We start from the raw sequence: 12,515 nt of genomic DNA, 5'->3' as shown, positions 1-12,515 counted from the left end.
GATGCTGCTGGTGGTAGTCCTCTCCGCGATCGTCGCCGTCCTCGCGACGGTCGCGATCTGGTGTGGTGTCGAGGAAATCCGGACCCGTCGCACGCTGTCGCGCCGTCGGGTCGTGGTGAACCTTGTGGACGATCAGGCCGTCACAGGTGTCCTGTGGCTCACACACCGGAGGCTGGTCCTGCTTCGATCCGCTGAACTCGTCCAGCCGGGCAGGGAACCCGTCCGGATGGACGGCGATGTGGTGATCGAGCGCGACCGTATCAACTGGGTCCAGATCGTGGGGTCCTGATGGCTTTCGTGGTCTCCCAAGGGATTCTCGAATCGGTCCACCAGTACCAGACGGCGACGATCCCTGTAGGTGGAGCGGTCATGCTCGCCGACGGCCTCGCACAGGACTACGCCACGATCTGGAAGACGCAGCCGCAGGTCCGGACGGTCGTCTCTTTCCTCGCGCGCAACATCGCTCAACTCGGTTTGCACCTGTACCAGCGCCAGTCCGATGTGGACCGTACGCGGCTGACCGACCACCCGATCACGTCTCTGTTGTCCAGGCCGAACGGGTTCACCACCCGCTACCGGTTGATCGAGGCGCTGGTGTCGGACCTCGCGATCTACGACAACGCGATCCTCGCGAAGGTCGACGGTGTGGGACTCGTCCGGTTAGATCCGCGGTTCGTCACCCCGATCTCCAGCAGCCAATTCGCGGTCGAGACCTACAGGTACCGGGGAACCACCGGACACCGCGACATTCCCGCCGCCCAGGTCGTCCACTTCCGTGGCTATAACCCGCTGGACATTCGCTGGGGTTGCTCGCCGATGGAGACCCTGCGGCGGATCTTGTCCGAAGAGTTCCAGGCCGGGCAGTACCGCGAACAGCTGTGGCGCAACGGAGCGAGGCTCGCGGGTTACCTCAAGCGGCCGCTGGAGGCGCCGGACTGGGGCGAGGACGCTCGCGAGCGGTTTCGCCGGGGCTGGCAGGCGCAGTACACCGGGAGCGGCGCGAGGGCGGGCGGCACGCCGATCCTTGAGGACGGCATGGAATGGGTGTCCGCGTCGGTGACGCCGGAAGCCGCGCAGTACATCGAAGCCCGCAAGCTCACGCGGGAAGAGGTCGCATCGGCCTACCACATTCCGCTGCCCATGGTCGGCATCCTGGACCACGCGACCTACAGCAACATCCAGGAACAGCACAAGCACCTCTATCAGGACACGCTCGGCCCGTGGCTGACGATGATCACCGACGAACTCGGCCTACAACTTCTCCCGGATTTCCCGGACTCCCAAGACCTCTACCTCGAATTCAATCTCGCCGAGAAGCTGCGCGGCTCCTTCGAGGAACAGGCAGCCCAGCTCCAGACCAGCGTCGGAGCGCCGTGGATGACCCGCAACGAGGCCCGCTCCCGCGTGAACCTCCCGCAGGTCGAGGGCGGCGACGAGCTGGTCACCCCGCTGAACGTGCTGACCGGCGGCCAAGCCTCGCCGACCGACAGCGCCCCCGAGCCAAAAGCCGTACTCGCCGCTGCCACGAAACTCCTGGAGGGCGCCGCGTGATGAGGAAGACGAAGACGTGCCCGGTCCGGATCAAGGCGGCCGGGGAACAGGACGGCACCCCGGACGGCGTTTTCGAGGCCATCGTGGCCGCGTACAACGTGGACAGTGTCGGGGACAAGATCGTGCCCGGAGCGTTCGCCGACACCCTCGCCGAGTGGAAAGCCTCCGGTGACCCGATCCCCGTCCTGTGGTCGCACATGTCCCATGACCCGGACTACCACATCGGCTACGTCGAGGATGCCGAAGAACGGGAGGAGGGCCTATGGGTCCGTGCCCGTATCGACCTCGACGAGCCGAAGGCGGGCAAGATCTACCGCCTGCTGAAAGGCCGTCGGGTCCGGCAGTTCTCGTTCGCCTATGACGTGCTGGAGGGCGGCTGGATCGAGAAGACCAGCGATGAGGACGGCGACGAGAGCTACTACGAACTGCGCAAACTCAAGCTCTACGAGGTCGGCCCCACCCTGATCGGCGCGAACCAGGACACCGAGCTGCTTACCGTGAAGAACCCGCCCGCCCCCGCCCAGCCCGAGACCCCGCCCGCGAAGGCGGATCTGGAGCTGTCGGCGAAGAACACGACCGATCTCCGCACGGCCCTGGCGAAGATCGCCGACGGGGCCGCCGCCATCGAATCTGTGCTGTCCAGCCTGGATAGTGACGACGAGGACGAGGACGAGAAGGCCGCGACCTCGCCGGAAGACGCCCGGCCCGATCCGCCGGCGCCACCCGACGCGGCATCGTCCACGGAGGCCAGCTCGGTCCGCCTGCGGGCCTCGCTGGCTCTGCTGGACGCCGAGTCCTAACCGCTCACCGCCACACCCACCCGAATAGCCTGACGTATCACGGCCACGCCCGACCCCGCCCGCGCTCCCGTCATCTCGACGGTGGACGCCAGCTCGGCACGGGAACCGCCTCTCTTCGTCTGCGCGTGCGCACGAACTGAGGATTTCCCTTGAGTGACAAGATTTCCCAGCTCGCCGACGAGCTGAAGAAGCACCTGAACGACGCGAAGTCCATCGCGGCGAAAGCCGAAGAGGAATCGCGCGACTTCACTGACGACGAGCGGACCACGGTCACCGCCGCGATGAGCAAGGCCCAGGACGCCAAGCGCGCGCTGGACGCCGCGAAGGCCGACAACGCGGTCCGCGACGCCATCCAGGATCTCGGCGACGCCGTGGGCCTGGCCGACGCGCAGGCCGAAGAGAAGACCCGCCGCGAGCAGGCCGACCGCGACGGCTATAAGGGCACCCGGACCAGCATCGGCGAAACGTTCGTCACCTCCGAGCAGTACAAGGACATGCTGCGGTCCGCGCCGAACGGCCAGTTCGCCAAGGACATGCGTGTCCAGAGCCGCCCGCTCGGGGTCAAGGAACTCGTCACCGGACTGAGCCCCACCTCGGGCGGCGCATTCCGGCGGGAGGACTACCGGGGTGTCCTGGTAGGACCGGAGCAGTTCTTCCGTCCCTTGACACTGCGGCAGCTCGTCACCGGCGGCACCACGACCTCTGACCAGGTCGAGTACGCCCGCATCACCGGCTGGTCCAACCGGGCCGCCCCGGTCCCGGAGGCCACCACCTCGGCCCCCGTGGGCTCGGGCGACCCGGCGGTCACACCCGCCCAGGCGGGCGTGAAGCCCGAGTCCGGGTTCTCCACGGTCAGGGTCACCACGCCCGTGCGGACCATCGCGCACTGGATGCCGGTCACCAAGCGGGCGCTCAGCGATGCTGCGCAGGTCCGGACCCTCATCGACAATTTCCTCGAGGTCGGGCTTGAGGAAGAGCTGGAAGACCAGATGATCGCCGGAACGGGCGTTGGCGAGGACTTCGAGGGACTGGCCAACGTGTCCGGGACCCAGACTCAGCCCGCTGTCGCAGACCCAGCCGGGAAGCCGCCGGGGTTCGGCAAGTTCCTCGCGGTCCGGCGCGCGAAGACGAAGGTGCGGATCGCGGGCCGCTCGGTCGCCAACGGCGTCGTCATCCACCCGCTGGACCTCGAAGCCATGGACGAGATCTCGGACATGGACGGCCGGTTCTACTTCGGCGGCCCCAGCGCCACGAATGGCACTGCGCCGCTGTGGGGGCTGCCGGTCATCGAGTCCGAAGCCGCCACACCGGGACAGGCGTGGGTCGGCGACTTCCGCAAGGCCATCCTGTGGGACCGCCAGCAGGCGTCGGTGACCGTGACCGACAGCCACGCGGACTTCTTCGTCCGCAACCTCGCGGCCATCCTGGCCGAGATGCGCGCAGCTTTCGGCATCATTCAGCCGTCCGCGTTCTGCAAGGTCACCCTCGTCTGATGTGTGGTTGTCCCGTCTGCGGAAGCCGCGACTTCTCTTGCGGGACAACCACGTCGACCACCGGCGTAGACGAACGAACAGGAGAGGCGCCAGCCATGGCAGAGCTACGCGAGTACCGCGTCACGGTCAACGGCCACCCGACCACCATGAACCTGTCCGAGGAGGACGCCGCGCGGCTCGGCGGCGTCCTCGTCGAGCCCGTCCCCGCCCCCGAGCCCGAGGTCGCGCCCGGAGCGAAGCAGCGCACCGACCCGCCGAACAAGGCTCGCGCGGCTCACAACAAGGACAGCGAGTAGCCGGAATGGACTCGCTCACCGCAGCCCAGCAGACGCGGGTGTCCTGTGTGGCCGCCGCCGCGCGGGCGCTGGATGACCAGCCGCTCGTGGACGACCTGCTCATGATCGCCCGGTTCATCGAGACCGGCGACGTGGCCGGGACTTCCGCCGGCAGTAGCAATCCGCCGTTCCTGCCGATGCTCCTCGGCCTCGACGTGCTACGCGCACCTGGCATGGAGGAGGCCGACGATGCCTCTCCCGCCGCTGGCCGACGCCGCCGTCCTGGCCCGCTGGATGAACCGGCCCGCCGATGACCAAGCGGTAAAGGACGCGCTGACCGCCGCGTCAGCGCGGTTCCGGGGAGAGGTACGCCATCCCGTGTCGCGTGTGGCCGATGACGAAGTACGGCTCGACGGGCATGGCGGCACCGTCCTGGCATTGCCCGCAGCGCCCGTCGTCGCAGTGAGCCTGGTCGAAGTCCAGGGGACCCGTGTCACGGATTTCACCTGGTCACGCTCCGGGCTACTGCGCCGCAAGCCCGGATGGCCGGACGAATTGGACTCGGTCCGCGTCGTCTACACCCACGGGTACGAGCCCATCCCGGAGGAGATCTCGGAGGCAGTCATCGGCGAAGCCCGGTACCTGCTCACCGTCCAACCGGGCCTGACCTCGATGACCGTGGGCGGCGAGTCCGTTGCGTTCGCCAGCCCGACCGGAACGATGCCCTCGTCCTGGACACGGGCAGTAGACCGGTACCGGCTCAACCGCGGGGACCTGCCGTGATCTTCGGTGACACCATCACGATCATCCGCCCTGCGATCAGCCGGGACCGGTATGGCTCGGACGTCCTGGACTACGACGCTGGCACTCGCACGGTCGTGGCGGGGGTGTGCGTCCAGCCGCGTTCGTCCACGGAGGCCACCAGCGCCTCGCGGACCACCAGCGACGCCCGCTCGATGGTGACCACGGGGTGGCGGATCTACACCCCGGCGGGGATGGACCTCGACGTGACCCCGGTCGACCGGATCGCGTGGGCGGGCCGGACCTGCGAGGTCGTCGGCGAAATCGCCCGATGGCCCCATCCGATCCGCCCCGGTTCGGTACATCACTGCGAAGTCGACATCGAGAAGGTGACTGGCTGATGGCTCTGACGAACCGCGAATTCCGCGCACTCATGCGCCTTCCCGGCCTGCGCGCCCGGTTGCGCGGCGTGGCCGAAGGAGTCGCTACCCGGACTCGCGCGAACCTCGCGGCCGCGAGGGTCGACGCCGAGGTGACCGTGGAGGAAGGCATCCGCCCCAAGGGGCGCAGCTACGCCCGCGTGGTCCACAACGACCCGTTCGGCGAGTTCGGCACGAAAGAAGTTCCTCGCCATCGTGCGCTCGGCCGCGCGATCGGCAGCAAGTAGAAGGAGATCCCCGTGGCCCGAGTGATCATCGCGTTCCACCCCGACCACACCCAGGTCGGCAAGACCGTGACCGTGGACGACGACCAGGCCGTGACCATGGTCGCCGAAGGACGTGCCCGCTACGCCGCCGATGAGGCTGTCCCGAGCGACGTGGCACGCAAGCCCGCGATCAAGGCCACCGGCGAGAAGTGAGCGACGTAGAGGCGCTGGTCGTGAGCTGGCTCGCTGGGCGCCTTGACGGAACCCGTGTCGTCGCCGAGCTGCCCGCCGAGTTCGAACGGCACCTCCCGGTAGTCCAGGTCACCGCCCTGCCGGGACCGAAGGACGCGCGCCCGTGGAACCACCGGCATCCGCTGCTGTGGCGCCCGCGTGTGGACGTCGACGTGTTCGCGGCGTCCCGAGCCGCCGCGTTCGATCTGGCGTCCACAGTGGCTGGGCACCTGCACGAGCTGACCGGGCAGAACAACTCGTGGGGGCACGTCGCCGCTGTGGGCGAACCAGCCGGACCGGCGTGGCGCCCCGACTACAACGCGGCGGTCCGCCGATGCGGGCTAACCGTCGAACTCACTCTCCGGGCCGACTAGCCCACCAAAGAACCGCCCCCGCTCTTTCGCTCGCCAGGGGACTCCGCAACCACAAGGGAGAAACCCGTGGCATTGAATTCCACCCTCGCGCGCCTGGGTGTGACCGGAGCGCTCTACGTCGGTGCCGTGGGTACGACGGCGCCGAGCGCGACCACCCTCGGACCGTGGGCGCCCGCGATGCGCGACCTCGGCTACATCAGCGACGACGGCATCGTGGAAGGGGTCGATGAGGACAAGGAGGAGTTCACGCCGTGGCAAAGTGCGACTCCGATCCGCTCGGAGATCACCAAGGCGACGCAGACGTATCAGGCCACTTTGTGGGAGAGCAAGTTCGACACGATCTCCCTGTACTACCGGGTCGGCCAGGAGGACATGACGCAGACCGGCACCGGTCCGGACGCGGTGGTTTCCTTCATGGACAAGGGAAAGCCGAAGCGGGATCTGCGGTGCTTCGGGATCGACGTCATCGACGGCGCCTACCATCGCCGGGTCTTCCTGCCCATGGCCGAGGTGACCGAACGGGGAGAACTCACCTACAAGTCCGACACGTTGATCGGCTACGAGGTCACGATCACCGCCTACCCCGGCTCTGACGGCTATTCCGCCCTGCGGGTCTTCAAGGAAGGTTGGGAACTTCCCACGCCGTAATGACCCCCTCAAGCGGGGACCGATGTGGACAAGTGGTGAGCGGTCCACATCGGTCCCCTTTCTCTTGCTCACCACCGCTCACCGGATGGAGAATCCCGAGTGTCCACAATCGATATGGACGCGATCCTCGCCCAGCGCGAGGAAGCCACCGGATCCGCCGACACCTTCAAGTTCGTGTTCAAGGGCAAGGACTGGGTCTGCATGGACCCGATCACCGCCGACGACGACTGGAAAGACGGCCTGCTCGATCTGGACTCCGACGTCGAGGTGGCCGAGTACTACCTCGGTTCCGACCAGTACAAGGCGTTCGTGAAGGAGGGCGGCCGCGCTGGATACGTCATCCTGGCCATCAACTCCTACATGCAGACGATGCGGCAGGAGCAGGAGGACGGGCGCCCTACACGGCGGCGGACCTCCTCGCCGAAGCGCCGGAAGCGATAGAGGCCGCGCTCTGCGCGACTTACGCGCCCCGTAATCCGATCGCGGAGTTCTGGCGCGGGGACATCACCCTGCGCCATCTCCGGGTCCTGATCGAGCACCTACCGCCCGACTCCGCATTTCACCGTGTGGTGCACGGACACGCGTGGTCGGACGTCGAATACCTGCTCGCGGTCATCGCCGACCGGGTCGCCGAAGGCACGTTCGTGACCGGGCGAGGCGCGCATATGAAGGGTTTGCACCGGCCGAAGCCCGTTCCCCGCCCCGGCGATGAGCACAAAGGCCGGATCGGTGACCGGGCCGGGCGCAGTGCCGAAGACGTCATCGCCTACCTCGACACCTTCAAACCCGATCGGTCGGCCGCCACTGGTTGAGGCACCCGCGGGGAGGTGTCCACTGTGGCCGAGTCCGGCGAGGTGTACTGGGTCGAGGTCCTTCCCTCGGCGCGACGCTGGGGCACCGTACTGGCCAAAGAGGCCAGTGGCGCGGGTAAGCGCGCGGGCGACCAGCTGTCGAAGGAACTCGACTCCGCGTCGGCGAAGGCCGGGCGTACTGCCGGCCAGAACCTCGCCGAGGGCATGGCCGCCGCCGAGGCCGAGGTCAAGAAGATCGGTGACCAGCTCAAGGCCGCGCGCGACAAGGAAGCCGACGCGGCGGGCAAAGTCCGCGTCGCCGAACAGCAGCTCGCCGAAGTCCGCGCCAAGAGCAGTGCTCGGGCGTCCCAGGTGGCCGCCGCCGAAGAACGCCTCGCCGCCGCGCAGCGCAACCACACGCGCGTGCAGGAGCGGGTCACCGTCGCGACCGGCGACTACGAGCGGGCACAGCGCAACGCCACCGAGGCCACCGAGTCCATGCGGCTCTCCGGTGACGACGCGTCGGCCACGATGGACAAGCTCGGCGGCGCCCTGCGCAAGGTCGATGACGTCAATCTGCGCCGTGCGCACAAGTCCATGATCGGGTTCGGCGCCGGGGCCTACAGCGCCGCCGCTGCGGTGTCCCTGCTCGGCCACGCCGCGCTCGGGATCGGTGGCATGGCCAGCGCTATCGCCACCGCCTCCGGTGCCGCGCTCGTCCTGCCCGGTGCCGCGTTCGCCGGGGCGGCGGCCGTGGGCACGCTCGTGCTTGGCGTCCGGGGCATGGGCGACGCGATGAAGGCCGTGGCCGAAGGGGACGCCAAGAAACTCAACGAGGCCCTGTCCGGCATGGCACCGTCGGCCGCCGCGCTGGTGCGCGAGATGGCGGCCTTGAAACCCCAGTTCTCCGCCATGCAGGACGCGGTCCAGCAACGCCTATTCGAGAACGTGTCGGCCGAACTGCGCCCGCTGGCGAACCAGTACCTTCCCGTCACCAACCGGCAGCTGACGTTCCTGGCAGCCGGGTACAACACAGCCGCCCTGCAAGCGATCTCCTTCACCCGACAGGCCCGCACCGTCGATGACGTGAACGCGATGCTCGGCGACTCCGGCATCGCCATGCGGGAACTCGGCCTGGCGGCAGTGAACCTACTGCCCGCCCTGCGCGACATCTCGGCCGTGGGCGCGCAGCTGCTCCCGAACCTCTCCGGCGGCGCGGCCGAGGCAGCCCGTGCGTTCAGCGAGATGATCGCGCGACTGCGCGAAACTGGGCAGCTCCAGCAGATCATGGTCAACGGCCTGTCGCTGCTGGGCGATATCGCCGCCGTGGCGGGCAACATCGGCTCCATCCTCGGGTCCGTGTTCAGCGCCGCGAACACCTCGGGTGGGTCCTTTCTGGACACCCTCGGCTACCTGTCCGGCGAGCTGGCGGCGTTCCTGAAGACCCCGGAGGGCGCGGGCGCGCTGGTCGCGTTCTTCACCACCGTGCACGACGTGGTCGTGGGTCTCTCACCCGGTCTGCGCGCTGTCCTGGGTGCCCTGGCCCAGGGCGTGACCGTCCTCGGCCCAGCACTGCCGCCGCTGGCCGCCGCGTTTTCCGCTGTGGCGATCGCCCTGGCGCCGCTGCTGGTCGACGCCGCCTATCTCGCCGCTGACCTGATTCCCCTTCTGGCGTCAGGAATCCAGTTCCTCGCTCCCGCGCTCGGGCCGCTGCTGGCGGCCTTCGGCGCGGGTGTCCTCGCCATGCGCGCGTGGTCCGTGGCGATGCGGGCGATGATGTTCGCGTCCACTGTGGTCAGCGTCGTCCAGGCACTGACCACGGCGCAGCACGGGTTGAACGCGGCGATGCGCGCGAACGTGATCGGGCTGATCATCACCGCGGTCGTCGCGCTCGTCGCCGGGTTCGTGTACCTGTGGAACCACTCGGCCGGTTTCCGCGATTTCTGGATCGGCCTGTGGGACGCGATCAAGACCGCCGCCCTGTGGGCCTGGCAGAACGTCCTACGTCCCGCCTTCGACGGAATCGTTGCCGCGCTGCGATTCCTCGGCCAGATCGCGACCTGGCTGTGGTCCAACATCCTCGAACCTGTCTTCGGCTTCATCGGCAAAGCCGCCGCGTTCCTCGCGCCGATCCTGCTGACAGTCCTGATCGGACCGACAGTCGTCGCGTTCCGTGCACTGGCCGCCGTCGCGACCTGGCTGTGGTCGACCGTGCTGGAACCGGTTTTCTCTGCGCTGGGCGCGTTTTTCGGCTGGCTGTGGAACACGCTGCTGCGCCCGTATTTCGACGCGTGGGTCTTCGCGTTCCGGCTGGTCGCCGACGTCGCGACCTGGCTGTGGGTCAACGCCCTCGGCCCGACCTTCCGCGCGCTGGGCGATTTCTTCGGCTGGCTCTGGGGCACGCTGCTCAAGCCGTACTTCGACGGCTGGGTGCTCGCGTTCCGGCTGGTCGGCGCCGCCGCGTCGTGGCTGTATGACCGCGCCATTAAGCCCGCGTTCGACGCGATCTCCGGCACGCTGTCGTGGGCCTACGACCACGTGATCAAGCCGATCTTCGGTTGGTTCGCCGATCGACTCGCGGACGCAAAGCGCGGGTTCGAGCTGCTAGCCGACACGGCGAAGCGGGTGTTCGACACGATCGTCGGGTTCATCAAGACCCCGGTCCAGTTCGTGATCGACGTCATCTGGAACGACGGCTTACGCAAGGTCTACAACTCGGCCGCAGCGCTGATCCCCGGCGTGGACGAGCTGCCCGAACTGCGGCTCGCGCGGGGCGGTGTCCTGCCCGGCTACGCGCCGGGGCGGGATACCGTGCCCGCGCTGCTGTCGCCGGGTGAGGCCGTGTTGGTGCCGGAGCTGGTGCGCGCGGTCGGACCGGCCGCAATCCTCGCCGCGAACGCCGCCGCCATGCAGGGACGCGCCTACTCGCGGGGTGGCCTGGTCGGACGGTTCGCGAACGGCGGGATCGTCGGCACCGCCACGACGGCGACGGCGGTCACAGCCACCGCGCCGGATCCGGCCGCGTCCACTGTGGCTACCGAAGCACTCACTGCCGCCTCGGCGGTGCTCGCCGACACGGTCACGACGGTGCTTCTGCCGGCACTGGTCGAGCTGGAACGGCACACGTCGCTGCTGCTGCCGCAGTCACACGCCCTCGCTATAGCAAGTTTCCTTGCCCTGCAAGCAACCTCGGTCGCGGTCTGGACTGCGATCACTGGCCACAGTGTCCTGCGCGCTGGCGAGATCACCGCGCGGCAACTCCGGCTCCAAGCGGATCTGTCCGCGTCGTGGGCGGGGATCTCCGCGGTCGTCTGGGCGTCGGCGACCGCGCAGAACAACGCCTTCACCGCCCTCGGGAACGGGCTGGCCTCGCTGAGGACCGCCGTCGCCTTCACCGCCGCGTGGGTGCGGGACCGGTTCGCGGAGATGCAGGCGCACGCGGGCCACCCCGTTCGCTGGATTCTCCAGTGGCCGGTGAACTCCGGGCTCGTCGCTGCCTGGAACAAGCTGAACTCCGACTTCTCCTTGGGGAAGGCCATCGGCCCCGTGCCGATCGGGTTCGCGTCCGGTGGGCCGGTTCCGGGCGCCGGGAACACCGACAAGATCCCGGCGCTGCTCACCCCCGGCGAATACGTACTGCCCAAGCAGGTCGTGCAGACCTGGGGTGTCGGGAACATCAGGGCCGCGCACCTGGCTGCCCTGCACGGGAACTTCCCCGGCCTGGAAGGACTGCTCGGGGACGACCTGCGCCGGGCACAGGTGGTACCGGGCTACCGGGACGGTGGGCTCGTCGCCGACACCGGCTCCGCCATGAACGCCGCCATCGCCCGCGTCGTGACCTTCGGCCGGTCGATGAGCGGGCGCCCCTACGTGTGGGGCGGCTCCTCGACAGAGGGGACGGACTGCTCGGGCTGGCAGGCCATGCTCAAACGGGCCGCCCTGGATCAGAAGCCGTACGCGCGGCGGGAGTGGTCGACCGGCGGAGTGAGCGCGGCGAGCCCGCCACCAGGGTTCATACCGGGCATCGGCGGAACGTTCGCGATCGGCGTGACCCACGGCAGCCCCGGTCACACCGCCGGGACCGTCGCGGGCATTAACGCCGAGAGCGGCGGGTCCCATGGTTATGTCGCGTTCGGACCGCCCTCGGCCGGTGCGGACCACCGCCAGTTCCCGATGCCCTTCCACATCGCCGAACTCGGCGGAAGCTTCGTGTCCGGCGGGTCCGGGTTCGACCCGGCGGCCCTCGTCGACGGGGCGTTCGCCGACACGTACCGCCTGATCGACGACGCCGGACGGAACTTCCCCGGCAACGTCGCCGCCCACTACGGCCAAGGCATTACACGGCGGGCGGCCGACGGAGCGAAGGCGTTCGCCGTTGACCGGATCTCGCATCTGCTCGCCACCACCATGACGGGTGGATCGGCCGATGTGGTCGCCGCCGTCCGTGCCGTCGCCAGCCGCTACGGCTGGGGCGCCGGGCCACAGTGGAACGCGCTGGACTGGCTGATCTCCCACGAGTCAAGCTGGAACCCCGCAGCGGCGAATCCGAGGTCGAGCGCCCGCGGGCTGTTCCAGAAGATGACCTCCGTACACGGCCCTGTCGAGCCGACCGCCGCCGGACAAGCCGAGTGGGGTCTTCGGTACATCGCCAGCCGCTACGGCTCACCGCTCGGAGCGAAAGGCTTCTGGGAGGCGCACCACTGGTATGACGAGGGCGGCTGGCTCCAGCCCGGTTTCACCCCGGTCTACAACGGAACCGGGAAGCCGGAATTGATCCTTCCGCACGACACGGCGAACGACGTCATAGGCGCTCTTACCGGTAACACCGAACCTGTGCGGCTGACTGGCGAACTGTCCATCTCGGACGACGGCCTCACCGTGTTCGTGGACGGCCGGATCGAACAGCACGACCAGGCCACCGGTACCGCGATCGCCCGAGGCGTCCGGGCCTGACAGGACGGAGCT

Annotated in this window: 15 protein-coding genes; all 15 read left to right on the top strand. The window is 68.5% G+C overall.

What is annotated here, in order from left to right:
* Window position 1: 1 nt before the first annotated feature.
* Window positions 2–289, top strand: coding sequence for a hypothetical protein (locus AC0685_RS18395; RefSeq protein ID WP_478226612.1), 288 nt, complete (start codon window positions 2–4; stop codon window positions 287–289).
* Complete coding sequence (locus AC0685_RS18390) at window positions 289–1,551, top strand: phage portal protein (protein ID WP_478226611.1); 1,263 nt, start codon at window positions 289–291, stop codon at window positions 1,549–1,551. Before AC0685_RS18395 ends, AC0685_RS18390 begins: the two co-directional genes overlap by 1 nt.
* Window positions 1,551–2,351: an HK97 family phage prohead protease gene (locus AC0685_RS18385; RefSeq protein ID WP_478226610.1), complete on the top strand. Its 801-nt coding sequence runs from the start codon at window positions 1,551–1,553 to the stop codon at window positions 2,349–2,351. The genes AC0685_RS18390 and AC0685_RS18385 overlap by 1 nt, the downstream gene beginning before the upstream one ends.
* 149 nt (window positions 2,352–2,500) lie before the next feature.
* A complete protein-coding gene (locus AC0685_RS18380) occupies window positions 2,501–3,844 on the top strand; it encodes a phage major capsid protein (protein ID WP_478226609.1) in 1,344 nt (447 codons plus the stop codon).
* Window positions 3,845–3,939: 95 nt separating this feature from the next.
* Window positions 3,940–4,140, top strand: a complete 201-nt coding sequence (locus AC0685_RS18375) for a hypothetical protein (RefSeq protein ID WP_478226608.1) — start codon at window positions 3,940–3,942, stop codon at window positions 4,138–4,140.
* Between the two features lie 5 nt (window positions 4,141–4,145).
* Window positions 4,146–4,433 (top strand): hypothetical protein, encoded by a 288-nt coding sequence (locus AC0685_RS18370; RefSeq protein ID WP_478226607.1) that lies wholly within the window; start codon window positions 4,146–4,148, stop codon window positions 4,431–4,433.
* Window positions 4,369–4,902: a hypothetical protein gene (locus AC0685_RS18365; RefSeq protein WP_478226606.1), complete on the top strand. Its 534-nt coding sequence runs from the start codon at window positions 4,369–4,371 to the stop codon at window positions 4,900–4,902. Before AC0685_RS18370 ends, AC0685_RS18365 begins: the two co-directional genes overlap by 65 nt.
* On the top strand, window positions 4,899–5,261 hold the full coding sequence (locus AC0685_RS18360) for a hypothetical protein (protein ID WP_478226605.1): 363 nt from the start codon (window positions 4,899–4,901) through the stop codon (window positions 5,259–5,261). Before AC0685_RS18365 ends, AC0685_RS18360 begins: the two co-directional genes overlap by 4 nt.
* Window positions 5,261–5,527 (top strand): hypothetical protein, encoded by a 267-nt coding sequence (locus AC0685_RS18355; protein ID WP_478226604.1) that lies wholly within the window; start codon window positions 5,261–5,263, stop codon window positions 5,525–5,527. The genes AC0685_RS18360 and AC0685_RS18355 overlap by 1 nt, the downstream gene beginning before the upstream one ends.
* Window positions 5,528–5,539: 12 nt before the next feature.
* Window positions 5,540–5,719 carry a hypothetical protein gene (locus tag AC0685_RS18350; RefSeq protein WP_478226603.1) on the top strand — a complete coding sequence of 60 codons (180 nt, stop codon included), beginning with the start codon at window positions 5,540–5,542 and terminating at the stop codon, window positions 5,717–5,719.
* A complete protein-coding gene (locus AC0685_RS18345) occupies window positions 5,716–6,111 on the top strand; it encodes a hypothetical protein (protein ID WP_478226602.1) in 396 nt (131 codons plus the stop codon). Before AC0685_RS18350 ends, AC0685_RS18345 begins: the two co-directional genes overlap by 4 nt.
* Before the next feature lie 66 nt (window positions 6,112–6,177).
* Window positions 6,178–6,759: a phage tail tube protein gene (locus AC0685_RS18340; protein WP_478226601.1), complete on the top strand. Its 582-nt coding sequence runs from the start codon at window positions 6,178–6,180 to the stop codon at window positions 6,757–6,759.
* A 99-nt stretch (window positions 6,760–6,858) separates the two neighbouring features.
* Complete coding sequence (locus AC0685_RS18335) at window positions 6,859–7,200, top strand: hypothetical protein (protein ID WP_478226600.1); 342 nt, start codon at window positions 6,859–6,861, stop codon at window positions 7,198–7,200.
* Window positions 7,201–7,325: 125 nt separating this feature from the next.
* On the top strand, window positions 7,326–7,571 hold the full coding sequence (locus AC0685_RS18330) for a hypothetical protein (RefSeq protein ID WP_478226599.1): 246 nt from the start codon (window positions 7,326–7,328) through the stop codon (window positions 7,569–7,571).
* Between the two features lie 24 nt (window positions 7,572–7,595).
* Complete coding sequence (locus tag AC0685_RS18325) at window positions 7,596–12,503, top strand: aggregation-promoting factor C-terminal-like domain-containing protein (protein WP_478226598.1); 4,908 nt, start codon at window positions 7,596–7,598, stop codon at window positions 12,501–12,503.
* The last annotated feature ends 12 nt before the right edge of the window (window positions 12,504–12,515 follow it).

This window comes from Amycolatopsis sp. NPDC043889 (assembly GCF_056435645.1).
Note: the sequence above shows the minus strand (reverse complement) of the source record. Positions and strands in the feature narration are given on the sequence as shown.